We start from the raw sequence: 18,730 nt of genomic DNA on the forward strand, positions 1-18,730 counted from the left end.
ATGCTGTTCGACGCATCCAAGCCGGCACCGCCCAACGGTAACAACGCCCAGGATAACTATTTCTTCCTGGACCTGCGCAACCGCGGCCAGCTCCGCTTTGGCTTCGATGACAACCAGGGCAACGGCTACGCGGCGCAGACCGGACGTTTTTCCTTCGGGAAGAAGACCTGGGTCCACATCGCCGTGACCTGGGACCTGGGGGCGGGAACGATACAGATCTACGTGAACGGCAACCTGGCAGCCACCGACTCGGCCTCCGGCTCCAGCGGTGCCCTGGGGGCCTTGAACAGCCTCTATCTGGGGAACAACCGCAGCAGTTTCCAGGGGCCGCCGGGCGCCACCGGGGGTTCTGCGGACGGGGTCATGGACGAGGTGCGGATCTACCGCCAGGTGCTCACCCCGGCCGAGATCCTGTTCGACATGAACGCCACCCATCCGTGCGTCGCGTTGGATCATTTCACGATCGGCGTGGGCACCGGGACCGCCAGCACCTGCTCACCGCTGCCCGTCACCATCACCGCCGAGGATGCCGCCAACAATGTGCTGACTACCTACGGCGGGCTCGTCAACCTGAGCGACTCCGCTGGACATGGGACTTGGTCAGTGAATACCGCCTCCGGTACCGTGACGCCGGGCGCCGCGGACAGTGGGACCGGGACCTATCAGTTCGTCCCCGCCGACAACGGGAGTGTGGTTCTCAATCTCGCCGACGTGCACGCCGACGACCTCACCGTTACGGTAACGGACCCCACCGCGAACGTGACGTCCACTTCCGCGCCGGTCAGCTTCCGCGACGACGCCTTCGTCATCACGCCGACTGACCCGCTCGGCACCCAGGTGGTGGCGGCGCGGCCCCATGGGTTCGACGTTGCGCTGTGGCGCCGCGACCCCACTACCGGCAACTGCGCCATTGCGACGGGATACGCGGGGGTCAAGCCCCTCAAGGCGTGGTACGTGGCGGACCCCAGCGATCCGGCGGGCGCGCTGCCACCCGCCATCGGCGGCGTAACCTTGCCCGGTGCGATCCCCGCGGCGAACGATCTGAGCCTCGCTTTCAGCTCCGGTCAGGCGCCCTTCACTTTAAACACCTCCGACGTGGGCAAATACGCCCTCGGCCTGCGGGACGATACCAGCGGCTTCGCCAAGGACCTGACCGGCGGTGCGCGGCCCATCGATGGGAGCAGCGCCACCCTGACCGTGCGTCCGTTTGCACTGGCGCTGGTAAACATCAGCGCCGGCGCCACGCCGAACCCCGGCAGCACCACGCCGGGGGGCGCGGTATTCACCGCTGCGGGCGGCGGATTCAGCGCCACGGTGCGCGGCGTGCAATGGCAGGCCGCGGACGATCCGGGCAATACCGGCAGCCCGGCACCGGGCGCAAACTTGGCGGACAACCCGCTGACTCCCAGCTTTGCCTGGAATACCGCCCTTGCGGCCGGCACGCCGTTCCAGCCAGCGGGCGGTGTCCGCGGCAATCTGACGCTGGGTGGTACCGCACCGGTCACGCTTCCCCAGGCGGCCTACGGCGGTGGCAGCACCACCGCCAGCCCCTTGCAATACAGCGAGGTGGGCAGCTTCACCCTGCAAGCGCAGGCGGCAAACTATCTGAATACCCCTGGGATCAACGTCTACGGCAACGCCGTGGTGGGGCGCTTCATTCCGGCGTATTTCCAGACCGTGGTGACCCCAGGTTGCAGCGGCGCGCCGTTCACCTATTCCGCGCAGCCCTTCAACGTCACTGCGACGGCATACAATACCTTGGGCACCGTCACCCAGAACTATGACGGGAACCTGGGATACGCCAAGCTCACCACCTTCTCCGACGCCAACGCCGGAACCGGAGGCACCCTGAGCAACAACCTGCTCGCGGCCCTCGACTATGTCCATGGGGTCGGTTCCGACAACCAGATCACCTATACATTCACCAACAAGGACACCGCCCCGTACACGCTTGCGGTGCGCGCCACGGATACCGACGCGGTGACTTCAGCGGGGCACCTGGAGGGCACTACCGAGATCCGCAGCGGGCGGGTATTTTTGCAGAATGCCTTCGGCTCGGAGTTGCTCGATCTCACCATGCCCCTGGCGGTGCAGTACTACCAGGATGCCACAGCCCAGTGGGTACCCAACACTGCCGACACCTGCACGACCCTCAGCGCAGGCAGCTTCACCCTCGGGAACTGGTCCGGCGCCCTGCATCCCGGAGACACCGCCATCACCGGCGTCACCTTGAGTGCGGGCAGCGGCGCCCTGACCCTGTCGGCTCCCGGCGCCGGCAAGGTCGGTTCGGTGGACGTGACCGGGACCGTGGCGAGTTGGCTGCAGTATGACTGGAACGCGAGCGGCTCGCTGTCCAATCCCAGTGCGCTCGCCTCCTTCGGCATCTTCAAGGCCCCCAACCGCGTGATTTATCAGCGCGAGCTCCCGTAGAACGCGGCACCTAATCGCGGGCGCGCGCGTCCCGCGCGGGGGCCCTGCAGCCGCTCAGGAAGGCTCGTGGCCTAGCGTCGCCTCCATGCCCAGTTCGCGGATCTTCCGGGTGAGGGTGTTGCGCCCCCAGCCCAGGAGCTTGGCGGCATCCTGACGCCGTCCACCAGTACGCCGCAAGGCGGTTTCGATCAGGATGCGCTCCAGCCGCGGGGTCGCCTCATCCAGGATCGCCCGTTCACCCTGGGCGAGGCGCTGCTCCGCCCACCTTTTCAGGCCCGATTCCCAGTCCTCTTCGCGGGTCGGGACACCGGCGTCTTCCCGCAATTCCGGCGGTAGGTCCGCCATATGGATCTCCCGCCCGGGGGCCATCACGGTAAGCCAGCGGCAGGTATTTTCCAGCTGGCGCACATTACCGGGCCAGTCCAGGTTCTGGAGGTAGGCGTCCACATCCGGGCGCAAGGCCTTGGGTGCCACGTCGAGCTCCTGCGCCGCCTGTTCCAGAAACACGCGCGCCAGGCCGGGGATATCGGTGCGCCGTTCCCGCAGCGGCGGGATCTGGATCCGGATGACATTCAGGCGGTGGAACAGGTCTTCCCGAAAGGTACCCTCCTGCACCCGCTGGCTCAGGTCCTGGTGGGTGGCCGCGATGATCCGCACGTCCACCTGGATCGCGGTATGTCCCCCAACCCGGTAGAACTCCCCGTCCGACAGCACGCGTAACAACCGGGTCTGCAACTCCGCCGGCATATCGCCGATCTCGTCCAGAAAGAGGGAGCCACCGTCGGCCTGCTCAAAGCGCCCGCGTCGCTGGCCGGTGGCGCCCGTGAATGCGCCACGCTCGTGGCCGAACAGCTCCGACTCCAGAAGGTCGCGGGGAATCGCCGCCATGTTGAGGGCGATGAAGGGGTGGTCGGTACGCGGGCTGTGGCGGTGCAAGGCGCGCGCCACCAGTTCCTTGCCGGTCCCTGACTGGCCGGTGATGAGCACTGTGATGTTGGACCGCGACAGCCTGCCGATGGCGCGGAACACCTCCTGCATGGCCGGGGCTTCGCCGATGATCTCCGGCATGCGCGCGCTTTGGGTACCGCCACCCCCAACGCTGCGTTCGCGCCGGTGTGCGACGGCGCGGCGGACCACCGCGAGTGCGTCATCGACGTCGAAGGGCTTGGGAAGATATTCAAATGCGCCGCCCTGGAAGGCGGATACGGCGCTGTCCAAATCGGAATGCGCGGTGATCACGATCACCGGCAGGTCCGGATAGTGCGCGCGTATCCGCTCCAGCAATTGCAGTCCATCGGTGCCCGGCATGCGGATGTCGGTGATGATCGCATCCGGGACATCGCGGGACAGGGCGTCCAGCACGCCGTCGGCGCTCTCGAAGGTCTTCACACTCATGTCCGCTTGCCGCAGGGCACGTTCCAGCACCCAGCGGATCGAGCGGTCATCATCGATGATCCAAATGCGTTCCGGGCTACTCATCGCGGCACTCCAATGGCAACAGCAGGGTGAATTCGGTATGGCCCGGACGGCTGGTGTATTCGATCAATCCGCCGTGCTGGTTTACCAGTGATTGGGCAATGGAGAGACCGAGCCCGGTACCGCCCGCACGACCCGTGATCATCGGGAAGAAGATGCTCTCCTGAAGTTCCGGTGGAATCCCCGGACCATCGTCCACCACGTCGATCCGTGCCACCAGTTTGTGGCGCCGGGTACCGATGGTGAACTGGCGTTGGGCGCGGGTGCGCAACGCGATGGTCCCCTGATCGGCCACCGCCTGAAGGGCATTGCGCACGATGTTTAACAACGCCTGCACCAGCTGGTCCGGATCCGCCCAGAGGGGCGGGATGCTGGGGTCGTAGTCACGCTGGATTCGCACCCCGGCGGGCGCTTCCACCTCCACCAGGTTGCGCACATGCTCGACCACCTGGTGCAGGTTGATCTCGCGCTTGCGGGGCAGTCCATTAGGACCCAGCATCCGGTCCACCAGGGACTGCAGCCGGTCCGCCTCGCCGATGATGATGCGGGTGTACTCCCTGAGATGCGCGCCGGGGAGTTCCCGTTCCAGGAGTTGTGCCGCTCCGCGCAGGCCACCCAGGGGGTTCTTGATCTCGTGGGCGAGCCCGCGGATGAGGGCGCGGGTTACTTGGCTCTGGGCGATCAGGTTCTCTTCCCGCGTGATGCGTAGGTGGCGGTCCACCTGTAGCAGTTCCAGCACCACCGCGGGGCTGGAGTCGGCCTCCAAAATCGGGGTCACGGTGCAGTCAACGGTGACCAGGCGGTCAATGGGGAGCCGCAGCTCCAGCCCCCGTTCGGTGTAGGGGTGGGCGCCCGCCAGGGCCTGGGCCAGGATCGGGGTGAGGCACTCGGCGCCGGGCAGGAGCTGGTTCAGGTGGAACCCCCGTGCCTGGCGTGCGCTGACCTCCAGCAGCATCTCCGCGGCCGGATTCAGGTAGCGCAGGGTGAGACCGTCCCCCAGCAATAGGACCGCGACGCTGAGATTCTCGAGGACCCTTTGGGCCCCATTCCGCATTGGCAAGACCGGCGCTGGCATATCTGAACCTCTTGCAAAACCTCTTGCAAAAACCAAACCACTCCCCGTCGCGGGTATCAAATCTTTCGCGGGATTCTGAAAAAAATCATTTACGAACAATGCACTGCCATGGACAGCGGTGTGCGGCCGCGGTGCGCCAACGCACGCTTGCACGCATTGAGGTTCCCTGCGGGGATATGGGTGGCCACTTAGCGACCCTGTGCGCACCATGATAGTGCATTTTGGGCGCCGCTGCGCCGCAGCAATGAGCCCACGGGTCACGCGTCAATAGCCGATGAGACGGGCTCTAGCCCGGATTTCTGAGCGGTTTCCGGCCGCGGCTGCCCACGTAGCCAGGGCCGGGCCGTATTCTCTTCTCAGGGGCCGCCTCGACTAGGCGTCGATCCGCGCCATCGGAACGGACACGATCAGAAAAATAGGACGGTTGCCCGCCGCCGCAGTACCGACACGACTACTTGGACAAGGCGTTAGGGGGCGCCGCTGCGTAGCGGGCGGGGGATATTGGAGTTGGGGCTGAGTACGTTCGGATTCGAAGAAAGTACATTAGGGTTTTGCGACCGGACATTGGGGTTGGAACTCAGCACATTGGGGCCGGGCGATCCCTGGGTCCCCGCGGGGTTCGGTGCGAGGAGCGCGGAGAACCGCATCAAGTGAAACGTGACCACTGGGCTCGACGTCAGTACGTTACCCGTAGGCCCCACCACCTGGGCCTCCAGGGTGTGGGTGCCACGATCCACGTTGGGAATCACCATATCCGGCGCCGCGTATTGGTGCGGCAAGCGGGAGCCGTCCAGCAGCAGAACTATGGTGTCGCCTTCCCCTGCCCTGAGCGCCGGGTGGATCGCCACCTTCACGGCGACATCCCCATTGTTCTGGCGCACCGTGGCATCGGGCCCGGGTGCGGTGATCTTCAGGGACGCGTAGACGGCGTGCCCTGCCATGCCCGCGGTGCCGGTCACCCCCGGCACCGGGAGCTTGGCCGGATCGTAGACGTTGGCCGGCGGGATCACCACTTTCTGGGCCCCGGGGCGGGGTTGGTCGGAAAAGACCACCGACCCGTCCTTGCCCACCCAGCGGTAGACGTTGGCGGCAGACGCCAGCATTGGCACCGCCCACAGGGCAAGTATGACCCAGCTGCGATTCATGACGACTACGATAGTGGAGCCGGTCCTGGGGCGCAAGGGCCCGGCCATGAAGGGTAGCGCGCAGGGTAGCCTGCCCCGCTTCCCGGCCGCGCCGGCACGGGGGCCACGGCGGGGGCCTCAAACGACAGACGCCCCCGCAAGGGGGCGTCTGTGAGCCGCACGTTTACGGCAACTTCACAGGCTATAATAGAGATCAAATTCCACTGGATGCGTGGTCATGCGCAGGCGGGTGACCTCCTTCATCTTCAGGTCGATATACCCGTCGATCATATCGTCGGAAAACACTCCACCGGCGGTGAGGAACTTGCGGTCCTTGTCCAATATGCCAAGCGCCTGATCCAGCGCGTGACACACCGTGGGGATCTTCTTTTCCTCTTCCGGCGGAAGATCGTACAGGTCCTTGTCCATGGCCTCGCCGGGGTGGATCTTATTGAGGATCCCGTCGATGCCCGCCATCATCAACGCCGCAAAGGTGAAGTACGGGTTGCCGCTGGAGTCCGGGAACCGTACCTCGATGCGCCGCGCCTTTGGGTTGGCCACGTACGGGATACGCACCGATGCGGAGCGATTGCGCGCCGAGTAGGCCAGCAGCACCGGTGCCTCGAAACCCGGGACCAGGCGCTTGTAACTGTTGGTACCTGAGTTCGTAAAGGCATTCAGGGCACGCGCGTGCTTGAAGATGCCGCCGATATAGTAAAGCGCGAGTTCCGACAACCCACCGTACTTGTTGCCCGCGAACAGATTCTTGCCCTGCTTGGCCAGGGACTGGTGCACATGCATGCCGCTGCCGTTGTCGCCCACCAAGGGTTTCGGCATGAAGGTCGCCGTCTTGCCGTAGGCGTGGGCCACGTTCTGAACCACGTACTTGAGGATCAGCAGTTCGTCCGCCTTGCGGGTAAGGGTGTTGAAGGCGGTGCCGATCTCGCACTGACCAGCGGTTGCCACCTCGTGATGATGCACCTCCACCTTCAACCCCATCTCCTCCAGTGCCAGACACATGGCGGAGCGGATATCTTGCAGGGAGTCCACCGGTGGCACCGGGAAATATCCGCCCTTGACGGAGGGACGGTGCCCGATGTTGCCGTCATCGAAGACGCGCTCGGAGTTCCACGATGCCTCGTCGGAGTCGATCTTGTAGAACGCGCCGCGCATCTCCGCACCCCAGCGCGCGTCGTCAAAGATGAAAAACTCCGGCTCCGGCCCGAAGTAGGCGGTATCGGCGATCTTGGTGGACTTCAGGTAGGCCTCGGCGCGCTTGGCGATCGTCCGCGGATCGCGGTCGTAACCCTGCATGGTGGTGGGCTCGAGGATATCGCAGCGCACGATCAGGGTCGGCTCGTCGGTAAACGGGTCCATCACCGCCGTTTCCGGGTCCGGCATTAGCACCATGTCGGATTCATTGATCCCTTTCCAGCCGGCGATGCTGGAACCATCGAACATCTTGCCGTCCTTGAAAAAGCTGCCGTCCACTTGGCTCGCCGGCATGGACAGATGCTGTTCTTTACCACGGGTGTCGGCGAACCGGAGGTCGACAAATTTGACACCCTGGTCTTTGAGCAACTTCAGTACTTTCGCGGACATGAAAGGTCCTCCTGGACAGTGACGGGAGGCGCTGCGCGATGCATCTGCGCGGCCGCCGGAACCGGTTGGTTGTAAAGAGCACAAACTGTGCCATTGATATAACCGCCTGTTATTTCAGTGCTTACGGTGGTCCGGCGGCCCGACTTTTTCAAAAAATGCGTCATGATAGTGCAAACTGGCCGCCTGCGCACCGTTATCGTGCGAGCGCGCTCTCGAAGTGCACCGCGACCTTCCCCACCTCGGGAAGATTCCGGGCCCCGCGGGCCAGGGCCTCCGCGAGTGTTTCTGCGGAGTCCAGATCCGTCACCACCGCGAGCGGCAGCACCAACTCGACATTCACCTTGCCCCCCAGATAATGGAGGGTGACTCGGCGCAGGCGACGCGCCTCGTCCAGTCCACGCCATTCGCGGCGCAACCGCACCAGCATCTCATCCCTCTGGGGCAAGTGCTGCGATGGGGATACGGTCGCATCGTCTTCCGGGTCGATATGCACCAACACGTCCGTGATCTCCTCGAACTGGCGGATCAACCGCGCACGTACCGTCTCACTGATCTGGTGCCCTTCGGATACGCTCAAGGTTGGTTCCACCAGGATATGCACGTCCACGAGCGCGTCGGAGCCCATCCGCCGGCTGCGCAGCATGTGCAGGGCCTTCACCCCTGGCACGGATTGTATGGCATGTTCGACCGCTACCACCCGTTCCCGCTCCAGGCCGGTGTCGATGAGCTCACGCACGCTCTGCCACATCAGGCCCCAGCCGATCTTGGCGATCATCGCCGCCACCACGATGGCGGCGATGGCGTCCAGGTAGGGGAGGCCCGCAAGGGTTCCCGCGATCCCCACCGCCACCACCACGGAGGAGATGGCATCGCTGCGATGATGCCAAGCGTTGGCCCGCAGCACGTTGGAACGGAAGCGGCGCGCGGCGCGCGCCGTGTAGTGGTAGAGCGCCTCCTTGGATACGATGGACAGGGCGGCGATCACCAGGGTCAGCACGTCCGGGCGCAACAGGTCCCGGGGCGCGAAGAGACGGTAGCCCGCATCGTACATGATCCCAGCCCCCACCAGGATCAGAAACACGCCGAGCGCGACGGTGATGACCGTCTCGATACGTCCATGGCCATAGGGATGGTCTTCGTCCGCGTCCCGGCTACCGTGGCGGACCGCCACCAGAACCATGGCGTCGGACACAAGATCGGACAGCGAGTGTATCCCATCCGCCACCAAAGCCTGCGAATGTCCCTGCAAGCCGAACACGACCTTCACCACGGACAGCACCACGTTCACCATCGCGCCCACTACGGTGACCCGGCGGGAGGCCTGATAGCGAGCGTCCGCGTCCGGAGACGGGATAGCGTTGTCGGTGATGCCGTTGGACATGCGTGGGGAAGGGGTCATGGGATCGCGCGGCGCCGGAAGGGCCGGTTCGGCGGGTATTATCCACCAGACCGGCGGTGCGCGGAACCGCTGCGGGAACTTGGCCTCACGAGCCGACGGCCACCTCGATGGTGATCACGATTTCCCCCCCGGACTCCCGGGTCTCCAGTACCCGGTGACCGTACATGCGGCACCAGACCGGGATATCGTGGGTGGCACCGGGGTCGGTGCAACGGATCTCCAGCCGGTCCCCGGGGAGCATAAGGCGAACCCGATCCTGGGTACGGATCACCGGCAGGGGACACAGCAGACGGCGTGCGTCCAGTACCTGACAGGTCACAGATACCACTCCTTGGGAACCCCATCCGCCGCCAGCGGCGCCACCTCCAGCACGCGCGGGGCCTTTCCGAGGGGCGTCACCTCCACCTGGACCCACGGTGCGTCCCGGCCTTGGCTGAAGCGGGCAGTCAGACGCGCGGCCAGCTCCAGATCCGTGCCGTCCGCCGCCCCGTCTACCAAGGCCAGGGGCCCGGGGTGGCTCACGGTGGTCAGGTGGGTAAACTGCCGCCGGTAGCCCTCCAGGAATCGATTCTCGCCTTCTTCCCGGGCAATAATGAGCTTGAAGTGAGGGCGCGGGCGCAGGTGGCGCCCTACCTTTAACAGCATGATATCGTCTAGTTCGTAGTCCCGGACCCCCTGTGCCTGCCACAGGTCCTGCAGCTTTGCCGAGTAGCGCGCATCCGTGAGGAAGCAGCAGCCGCCGGCAGGCTGAGCGTAGTCGCTGAATCCGTAGCGCTTGGCCAAGGCCATCTGGGGCTTGCGGGACCGTCCGTTGAAATCCAACAGCCGCTCGCGGTCCACCCAGCCCTCCCGCTCAGGCAAGGTGGGCGGCAGCAACCGGGCACACAGCGGACGCAACAACCGGTCCCCGGCGCCCGACTCCCGTGCCACCACCGGGAGGGTATCGCGGCGCTGGGACATGGGACGCTGGCCCAGGACCTCCCCGGTGATCACGAAGTCGAAACCGTGGGCCTCCATCCAAGCCCGCGCCCGCCCCACCATGAACCCCTTGCAGTCCAGGCACGGGTTGAGGTTTTGGCCGTAGCCGTGGCGGGGATTGAGCACCACGTCCTTGTAGTCCTGGGATACGTCCAGGATGTGCAACCGGATCCCGAGCTGCTCGGCCACCCACAGGGCGTTGTTGCGTTTTGGGCGCGCCCGGTCACGGTCGCGTATGGCATGGGTGTGTCCCTCGACGCAGAATCCCGTGAAGAAATTGATCCCCTCCACATGGATGCCCTGGTCCAAGATCACTTTCACGGCCAGCATGGAGTCAAGGCCACCGGACACCAGCGCCACTGCCTTGCGCGGTTCAGTCATGGGAGTCCCCTGGGGTCGGCAGGAAAATGGATCTAACGGCAGGCGCCCTCTGCCCACCCCGGGTCCGGCGGGCGAGCGGGCCGCGCAGGGTCCCGTTCGCCACGGCACCTGCGCATACCGTAGTGATGAAGTGTAGAAGATCCCGGTACCGGCGACAAACCCGCGGTAACGGTTCAGTGCAGGGGCCCGTCTCCGGCGCCGGTCTCCGAGCGGGGCGCTGGCACGCCCCCGGTGGCCTTCACCAGGGCCCGAAAGGCGCGGACGCTGCCGGTATCGCGCCACAGCTCGGCGCTGCCCAGCAGGTCCGGACAAGGACGGCCGTCCAGGTCCCGCATGGTCTGGAGCACATCCATCAGGGGCACGAACGCGGCGGCGAGCCGGGCGAAAAGGGCGTAGGCGCCGCGCGTGAAAGAGTCCGCCAAATCCTGGTAGGCGGTACGCCCCAGGCTCACAAAATAGCTGGTACACACCAGGCGGCGTTCGGCGCGGCGCGGGAAAAGCCCGGAGTAGAGCAGGCACTGATCCCCGACGGCCCGCAGCCGCTCGGCCCGTACCCGTCCGCTGGCAGCGGCCCCACGCAGATACTCCAGGGCCATGACGCGGGCCGCCAGTTCGGGCTCTGCGACGAAACGCATCAACAGAAAGACCAAGTAACTTTCCAGATCCTCGTCCAAGTCACAGTGGCAGACACGCTGCGCGTCGTGGACCAGGGCATGCCACTGGGCAGTGGCGGTGGGTTGGAGCACAAGTTCCGTCATCCGGGGCCTCCCACCCACTGCATCGACCGCCGCCCCCGGGATCTTTAGCGCCCGGGGGCCCGGCGAGCGGGGAACAACCCTGACGGTAGGTTGCGAGATATCGCCCGTTGGTCTTGTTCCAGCTGCCACGCCACGGCGCCAGTCCACGTCGTGCCGGCGGCGGGCACACTCGGCCCTGGTGGTGTGGTGGCGGCCCCGGCCACACCCGCGCCTTCGTTCACATCCCCATCCACGCTATACTGGCCCGTCTTTTCAGGACCGACCCAAGCGGATATCCGCACGTGCCCAGCGAAGTCGCCCCGAAACCTCCGGCCACTTTTCAAGGTCTCATTCTCGCCCTGCAGCGCTACTGGGCGGAACAGGGCTGTGTCCTGCTGCAACCCCTGGACCTGGAAGTGGGCGCCGGGACCTTCCATCCAGCCACCTTCTTGCGCGCCATCGGTCCGGAACCCTGGAACGCCGCCTACGTGCAGCCCTCGCGCCGGCCCACCGACGGGCGCTACGGGGAGAACCCCAACCGGCTGCAGCACTACTATCAGTTCCAGGTGGTGCTGAAACCGTCCCCCCCCGCGATGCAGGACCTCTACCTGGGATCCCTGGCTGCGCTGGGGATTGACGCGCGGATCCACGACATCCGCTTCGTGGAGGACAATTGGGAATCCCCCACTCTGGGCGCATGGGGCCTCGGCTGGGAGGTGTGGCTCAACGGCATGGAGGTCACGCAGTTCACTTATTTCCAGCAGGTGGGCGGTCTGGACTGCGCGCCGGTGATGGGCGAGATCACCTACGGACTGGAGCGCATCGCCATGTACCTGCAGGACGTGGAGAGCCTGTTCGATCTAACCTGGACCGACGGGCCCCTGGGGCGCGTCACCTATCGGGACGTGTTCCATCAGAACGAAGTGGAGATGTCCGCCTACAACTTCGAGCAGGCGGACGTGGATACGCTGTTCCAGTGGTTCGAGGACTGTGAAGCCCAGAGCCGGCGTCTCACGGAGTTGGACCTGCCACTGCCTGCTTATGAACTGGTGCTGAAGGCCTCCCATCTCTTCAATCTGCTCGATGCGCGGAACGCCATCTCGGTCACCGAGCGCCAGCGTTACATGCTGCGCGTGCGGGCGCTGGCGCGCGCCGTCGCGGAGCGCTACTTCGAGCGGCGCAAAGCGCTTGGGTTTCCGTTGAGCCGCGCCGCTACGGGGCCCGGCCATGACTGAATACCGGGATCTGCTGGTAGAAATCGGGACCGAGGAACTCCCGCCGCGCGCGCTGGTCGCGCTATCCGAATCGCTCGCGACAGGCCTGTGCGCTGGCCTTGCGGACGCCGGGCTGGACCATGGCGTAGTGCATCCCTACGCGACCCCGCGCCGCCTGGCGGTCTGGATCGAGGACCTGGGCATCAAACAGCCGGAACGCCTGGCGGAACGGCGCGGGCCCGCCCTGAACACCGCCTTCGATCAGGATGGGAACGCAACCGCAGCCGCGTTGGGCTTCGCGCGCTCCTGCGGCGTGGCAGTGGAGACCCTGGAACGGTTGGAGACGGACAAGGGTGCGTGGTTGGTGTTTCGCCGCGCGGAACCGGGCCTAACCACCACCGCCCTCGTCCCGGATCTGCTGCGCCGAGTCTTGGACACTCTGCCGGTTCCCAAGCGCATGCGTTGGGGGTCGGGGGATGCGACGTTCGCGCGGCCGGTGCGCTGGGCGGTACTGCTGTTCGGCACAGACATCATCGACGCCGATGTGCTGGGGGTGCGCACCGGTCGCACCACGCAGGGACATCGGTTCCATCACCCGCAGCCCCTAACCCTGACGCAGCCCGCCGATTACCCGGCACGGCTGGCGGCGGAGGGCTTCGTTCAGCCGGACTTTGCGGTGCGCCGCGCGACCATCCGCGATCAGGCAACGCGTGTGGCGGCACAAGCCGGTGGTCGCGCGCTGCTGGATGAAGGACTTTTGGACGAGGTTACCGCCCTGGTGGAATGGCCAGTGGCCCTGGTAGGTAGTTTTGACCCGCGCTTCCTGGCGCTGCCCCAGGAGGTGCTGATCTCCACCATGCAGGTACACCAGAAATATTTCCCCGTGGAAGATCCCGCCGGGGGCCTGCTACCCCGGTTCGTAGCCATCAGCAATCTGCAGAGCCGGGATCCGGCACAGGTGGTGGCAGGCAATCAGCGGGTCATCCGCCCGCGGCTGGCCGATGCGGAGTTCTTCTGGGCCCAGGACCGCAAGCGCAGCCTGCAGGCGCGACGTGAACCGCTGCGCACGGTGGTATTCCAACACAAGCTCGGATCCCTCTACGACAAGAGCGAGCGGGTGGCGGCACTGGCGGCGGCCATCGCGCCGCGTCTGGATGCCGACCCCGGAGAAGCGGCACGCGCCGCGGCGCTGGCCAAATGTGATCTGGTCACCCAGATGGTCGGGGAATTTCCCGAATTGCAGGGAACCATGGGCCGCTACTATGCCATCGAAGACGGGGAGCCGGAAGCGGTGGCACGGGCCATCGATGAGCAGTACATGCCACGCCACGCCGGCGATGCCCTGCCCGCGAGCCCAGTGGGCCAAACCCTCGCGCTGAGTGACCGGCTGGATACACTGGTTGGGATCTTCGCTATCGGGCAACGGCCCACCGGCGACAAGGATCCCTTCGCCCTGCGCCGGGCCGCCGTGGGTATATTGCGCCTGCTCATCGAGCGGCACCTGGACCTGGATCTGGTTGAGCTTCTGGATCAAGCAGCGGCGGGCTACGGCAGCACGGTGGGCGGCGCGGTGGCGCCGGAGGTGTTCGAATTCATGCTGGAGCGGCTGCGCGCCTACTACCTCGAGCAAGGTGTCACGGCCGAGGTGTTCGAAGCGGTGCTGGCATGCCGACCGACGCGGCCACGGGATTTCGACCGGCGGGTGCGCGGGGTGACGCACTTTCTGCGGCTGCCGGAAGCCGCGAGCCTTGCCGCCGCCAACAAACGTATTCGCAATATCCTGCGGCAGGCGGGTTACACCGCAAGCGCCTCGGTGGATTCGGGACGGATCGTCGCCACGCAGGAGGACGATCTGCACCGGACGGTGAAGACGCTGTCGGTCGCGGTGGAACCGGACATCGGCCGTGGAGACTATGCGCGGGCCCTGACCAGCCTGGCGGGACTCAAGGAACCGGTGGATCGGTTTTTCGACGCGGTAATGGTAATGGACGAGGACCCCGCGCTGCGTGCGAACCGGCTTGCGCTGTTGCACACCATCAGCGCGCTATTCCTGCGCATCGCGGACATCTCGCGGCTCCCAGGGTGATTCGCGCGCCGAATCGCGCCCCCGTATACTGAGTCCTGCGGGCCAAAGCAAACCACCGGGGAGTATGGCCATGGATCCGAGCGACTCTTACGCGGCAATGCTCGAAGCCGTGCAGCGGTTCCACGACAAACACCACTTTCGGGACACTGGTGGCGAGGAGCTGGCTTACCGGGTGGCCCTGATGGCGGAGGAATTGGGCGAGATCTCCGCCTGCGTAACCAAAGGCAAGGATCGAGCGCACCTCGCCGAGGAGTGCGCGGATTTGTTCATCCTGTTGCTCGGAACCGCGATCTCGGCGCCGTTTGATCTTCGGCAAGCGTTCTGGGAAAAGATGGAACGGCTGATGCATCGTGAGGCGCGCATGATCAACGGACGCGTGCGCGTCTCGGAATTCCGCGACCCATGAGCCCGGCCCGGGGAGCGTTATCGTGAAAATGATCATCCTTGACCGGGACGGCGTGATCAATCACGACTCGGACGCCTACATCAAGTCGCCCGATGAATGGGTGCCGATCCCCGGCAGTCTGGAGGCCATCGCACGGCTCAACCGAGCCGGCTACCGGGTAGTGGTCGCCACCAACCAGGCGGGGATCGCCCGCGGTCTGTTCGACATCGACACCCTGATGGACATACACGCCCGGCTGCATCGCGAACTGGCGGAGATGGGTGGCGGCATCGACGGTGTTTTCTTTTGTCCCCATGGTCCCGAGGACGATTGCCGCTGTCGCAAGCCGCGGCCCGGTCTGTTGGAGGAGATCGCCCGGCGCCTAGGTGTCTCGCTGTCCGGTGTGCCCGCCGTGGGAGATTCCGTGCGCGACCTGGAGGCGGCCGCTACCGTGGGCGCACAGTCGGTACTGGTACGCACCGGCAAAGGGGCGGCGGCCCTTGCTTCCGGCGCTGTTCCGCCGTCGACGCCGGTATTCACCGATTTGGCAGCGTTCGTCGACGCCCACCTCAAAAGCGCGGCGGCAGAATCTGCCGGCGCCGATGATTAACCGGGCTGGCCACCGCGCGATGATGGAGTGGGTGCGGTCCGCCGCCTACGCGGCGGTTAGTTTGATCAGCACCCCGGTATGGGCGGTGCTAAGCCTGTTCACCTTTCCGCTCCCGGTCTCTCGGCGATATCGGTTCATTACCCTATGGACCCGCTTCACGCTGTGGTGGCTCGGCGTAAGCTGTGGGCTGCATTACCGGGTGGAGGGCGCCGAGCGCATCCCCGCCGGTCCGGCCATCGTAATGGCCAAGCACCAGTCTGCCTGGGAAACCATGGCGCTCCAGCGGGTGTTCCCGGAACAGACCTGGGTACTCAAGCGGGAGCTGCTGTGGACCCCGTTCCTGGGGTGGGCCCTGGCGCTGCTGGATCCCGTCGCCATCAATCGAAAGGCCGGCCGGCGGGCCGTGGAACAACTCGTCGAGCAGGGGCGTGCACGCCTGCAACAGGGGCGCTGGCTGGTGGTCTTTCCGGAGGGCACCCGGGTCGCTCCGGGGCGGAAGGGTCGGTATCGGCTTGGTGGGGCGGTACTGGCGGCCCGATCCGGTTACCCGGTCGTGCCAGTGGCCCACAACGCCGGGGACTTCTGGCCACGCCGCAGCTTCCGCAAGCGAGCGGGGATCATCCAGGTGGTGGTCGGCGAGCCGATCGAGACGCAGGGTTTGGCGCCGGAGGAAATTTTACGGAGGGTGGAAACGTGGATCGAGGACACCATGGCCCGGATCAGCCCTGCGTATCCGGCATTGGCCCCAACCATTCTACCCGCGGCGTCAAACGAATTAAATAATTTATAAACAATAAGTTATAATTATACGTCCAGGTTCGTGACGTACAGGGCGTTGCGTTCTATGAACTCCCTGCGCGGTTCCACGTGATCCCCCATCAGGGTGGTGAAGATCTCGTCGGTGCCGACTACGTCCTCGATTTTCACCTGCAGCAGGCGCCGGCTATCCGGATCCATGGTGGTCTCCCAAAGCTGTTCGGGATTCATTTCTCCCAGGCCCTTGTAACGCTGGATCTGCTGGCCGCGCTTGGCCTCCTCCATCAACCAGTCCATGGCCTTCCGGAAATGGCTCACGGACTCGCGGCGCTCGCCACGCTGGATAAACGCGCCTTCACCCAGAAGTCCGTCCAGCTTCCGCCCCAGATCGGCCATGGTTCGGTACTCTGCGGAGTCAAAAAATTCTGTGGGGAGGAGGTGTTCGGTCGCGATCCCGTGGGTCCGGCGCCGGACCCGAACCTGCGCACGCGCCCCCTCTTCCGCCGGCTCCAGAATCAGTTCATAGCGGACCCCAGCCACCAGCCCTGCGTTGAGCCTACCCTCCAGTTCCTGGAGCCATACGGTCATCTGGCTACGATCCAACACCGCCTCCTTTGCTAGGGCGGGCATGTACACGATGGTCTCCAGCACCCTTGGGTCGTGGCGCCGCGACAACCGGCCGATAGCTGCCATTACCGCGGTATAGTCCCGGGCTAATCCCTCCAGTGCAGCCCCGGCAATGGGGGGCGCAGCGGCGTTTACGTGCAAGCCGGCACCATCCAGGGCCACCTGAAGCAAATATTCCGTCAGTGCCAGGTCGTCCTTCACGTAGTGTTCCTGCTTGCCTTTTTTGACCTTGTAGAGGGGCGGCTGGGCGATATATACGTGGCCGCGTTCCACCAATACCGGCATCTGCCGGTAGAACAGGGTCAGCAACAGGGTGCGGATGTGGGAGCCGTCCACATCCGCATCGGTCATGATGATGATCCGGTGGTAACGAAGCTTATCCGGGTTGAATTCTTCCTTCCCGATACCACACCCCAGGGCGGTAATCAGGGTGGCTACCTCAGTTGACGATAACATCTTGTCAAATCTTGCTTTTTCAACGTTCAGGATCTTGCCCTTCAACGGCAGGATGGCCTGAAAGCGCCGATCCCGACCCTGCTTCGCGGAGCCACCGGCGGAGTCTCCCTCTACCAGGAATAATTCCGACTGGGAGGGATCCCGCTCTTGACAGTCCGCCAGCTTGCCGGGAAGGCCGGCCATGTCCAAGGCTCCTTTGCGCCGGGTCATGTCCCGAGCCCGGCGCGCCGCCTCCCGCGCCCGGGCGGCGTCGACGATTTTGCCCGTGATGGCCTTGGCGTCCGCGGGATTTTCCAGTAGATATTCCCGTAGTTTTTCCGCCACTGCTGCCTCCACCACGGCACGCACCTCGGATGACACCAGCTTGTCCTTAGTTTGGGAGGAGAATTTCGGGTCCGGCACCTTGACTGACAGGACTGCGGTCAATCCCTCGCGCACATCGTCTCCGCTTACCACTACCTTGGCCTTCTTCGCGACCCCTTCCTGCTCCATATACTGATTCAGGGTACGGGTCAGGCCCGCGCGCAACCCGGCCAAGTGGGTTCCGCCGTCCCGTTGGGGGATATTGTTGGTGAAACAGAAGATGTTCTCCTGGTAGGAATCGTTCCACTGCATGGCCAATTCCACCACGAGCAGATCGCGCTCAGCGCTGAAATAAAAAACATTCGTGTGTAAGGGGGTTTTGTTTCGGTTGAGGTGCTCCACAAAGGCCCGGATCCCGCCTTGGTACTCAAACAGGTCCGTCTTATCGCTACGTTCGTCCGTCAAGCGGATCCGTACACCGGAATTCAGGAATGATAACTCCCGCAGGCGTTTGGATAGGATGTCGTAATGGAATTCGATATTGGTAAAGATGTTCGAGGCCGGCTTGAAGCTGACCTCGGTGCCAGTCTGATCGCTGTCACCGATGGGTCGCAGGGGTGCTTGGGGGACCCCCATACGGTATTCCTGCTGCCAAACCTTGCCGTCCCGGCGGATGGTAAGCTGCAGAAGCTCGGACAGTGCGTTCACAACAGAGACCCCGACGCCATGAAGCCCGCCGGACACCTTATATGAGTGGTCGTCGAACTTACCGCCCGCGTGGAGCACGGTCATGATGACCTCCGCAGCGGAACGCCCCTCTTCCGGATGCAGATCTACGGGGATGCCCCTTCCATTGTCCACCACGGTGACCGACTCGTCGCTGTGGACCACCACGCTGACCTCAGAACAGTAGCCGGCCAGGGCCTCGTCGATGGAGTTGTCAACCACCTCGAAAACCAGATGGTGGAGGCCTGTCCCGTCGTCGGTGTCACCAATGTACATTCCGGGCCGCTTACGAACGGCATCCAGACCTTTCAAGACTTTGATATTAGAGGAGTCGTAGCGCGGGCTTGCAGTCATGGAAATTCCTG

At 64.7% G+C, this 18,730-nt stretch carries 14 protein-coding genes and 1 pseudogene; 6 read left to right on the forward strand and 9 right to left on the reverse strand.

Annotated features, from left to right (window positions below):
* Entirely contained in the window at nt 1-2,430 is a 2,430-nt protein-coding gene (locus B7Z66_04395; GenBank protein OYV77351.1) for a hypothetical protein, read from the forward strand.
* Nucleotides 2,431-2,484: 54 nt separating this feature from the next.
* On the opposite strand, the gene B7Z66_04400 is transcribed toward B7Z66_04395, so the two are convergent.
* The 8 genes and pseudogenes from B7Z66_04400 to B7Z66_04435 all read right to left on the reverse strand — a co-directional run bounded on the left by B7Z66_04400 (nt 2,485) and on the right by B7Z66_04435 (nt 11,223).
* On the reverse strand, nt 2,485-3,909 hold the full coding sequence (locus B7Z66_04400; protein OYV77352.1) for a nitrogen regulation protein NR(I): 1,425 nt from the start codon (nt 3,907-3,909) through the stop codon (nt 2,485-2,487).
* On the reverse strand, nt 3,902-4,981 hold the full coding sequence (locus tag B7Z66_04405) for a two-component system sensor histidine kinase NtrB (GenBank protein ID OYV77353.1): 1,080 nt from the start codon (nt 4,979-4,981) through the stop codon (nt 3,902-3,904). Before B7Z66_04405 ends, B7Z66_04400 begins: the two co-directional genes overlap by 8 nt.
* 467 nt (nt 4,982-5,448) lie before the next feature.
* Nucleotides 5,449-6,174 (reverse strand): hypothetical protein, encoded by a 726-nt coding sequence (locus B7Z66_04410; protein OYV77354.1) that lies wholly within the window; start codon nt 6,172-6,174, stop codon nt 5,449-5,451.
* 126 nt (nt 6,175-6,300) lie between these two features.
* Nucleotides 6,301-7,707: a type I glutamate--ammonia ligase gene (locus tag B7Z66_04415; GenBank protein OYV77355.1), complete on the reverse strand. Its 1,407-nt coding sequence runs from the start codon at nt 7,705-7,707 to the stop codon at nt 6,301-6,303.
* 193 nt (nt 7,708-7,900) lie between these two features.
* Nucleotides 7,901-9,106 (reverse strand): hypothetical protein, encoded by a 1,206-nt coding sequence (locus tag B7Z66_04420; GenBank protein ID OYV77356.1) that lies wholly within the window; start codon nt 9,104-9,106, stop codon nt 7,901-7,903.
* Nucleotides 9,107-9,191: 85 nt separating this feature from the next.
* Nucleotides 9,192-9,425 (reverse strand): SirA family protein, encoded by a 234-nt coding sequence (locus tag B7Z66_04425; protein OYV77357.1) that lies wholly within the window; start codon nt 9,423-9,425, stop codon nt 9,192-9,194.
* Entirely contained in the window at nt 9,422-10,465 is a 1,044-nt protein-coding gene (locus B7Z66_04430) for a tRNA (5-methylaminomethyl-2-thiouridylate)-methyltransferase (GenBank protein OYV77358.1), read from the reverse strand. The genes B7Z66_04425 and B7Z66_04430 overlap by 4 nt, the downstream gene beginning before the upstream one ends.
* A gap of 242 nt (nt 10,466-10,707) precedes the next feature.
* A pseudogene (locus tag B7Z66_04435) lies at nt 10,708-11,223 on the reverse strand (hypothetical protein).
* Nucleotides 11,224-11,504: 281 nt separating this feature from the next.
* On the opposite strand from B7Z66_04435, the gene B7Z66_04440 reads away from it, so the two are divergent.
* The 5 genes from B7Z66_04440 (at nt 11,505) to B7Z66_04460 (ending at nt 16,287) form a co-directional block, all read left to right on the forward strand.
* Nucleotides 11,505-12,437: a glycine--tRNA ligase subunit alpha gene (locus B7Z66_04440; GenBank protein OYV77359.1), complete on the forward strand. Its 933-nt coding sequence runs from the start codon at nt 11,505-11,507 to the stop codon at nt 12,435-12,437.
* Complete coding sequence (locus B7Z66_04445; GenBank protein OYV77360.1) at nt 12,430-14,502, forward strand: glycine--tRNA ligase subunit beta; 2,073 nt, start codon at nt 12,430-12,432, stop codon at nt 14,500-14,502. Before B7Z66_04440 ends, B7Z66_04445 begins: the two co-directional genes overlap by 8 nt.
* A gap of 70 nt (nt 14,503-14,572) precedes the next feature.
* Nucleotides 14,573-14,908, forward strand: a complete 336-nt coding sequence (locus B7Z66_04450; protein ID OYV77361.1) for a pyrophosphatase — start codon at nt 14,573-14,575, stop codon at nt 14,906-14,908.
* 22 nt (nt 14,909-14,930) lie between these two features.
* A complete protein-coding gene (locus B7Z66_04455; protein OYV77362.1) occupies nt 14,931-15,497 on the forward strand; it encodes a D-glycero-beta-D-manno-heptose-1,7-bisphosphate 7-phosphatase in 567 nt (188 codons plus the stop codon).
* Nucleotides 15,498-15,516: 19 nt separating this feature from the next.
* On the forward strand, nt 15,517-16,287 hold the full coding sequence (locus B7Z66_04460) for a 1-acyl-sn-glycerol-3-phosphate acyltransferase (protein OYV77363.1): 771 nt from the start codon (nt 15,517-15,519) through the stop codon (nt 16,285-16,287).
* A gap of 14 nt (nt 16,288-16,301) precedes the next feature.
* Here the strand turns inward: B7Z66_04460 and B7Z66_04465 are convergent, their stop codons facing one another.
* Nucleotides 16,302-18,719 carry a DNA topoisomerase (ATP-hydrolyzing) subunit B gene (locus B7Z66_04465; GenBank protein ID OYV77364.1) on the reverse strand — a complete coding sequence of 806 codons (2,418 nt, stop codon included), beginning with the start codon at nt 18,717-18,719 and terminating at the stop codon, nt 16,302-16,304.
* Between the last annotated feature and the right edge of the window lie 11 nt (nt 18,720-18,730).

The organism is Chromatiales bacterium 21-64-14 (genome assembly GCA_002255365.1).
Taxonomy (GTDB): domain Bacteria; phylum Pseudomonadota; class Gammaproteobacteria; order 21-64-14; family 21-64-14; genus 21-64-14.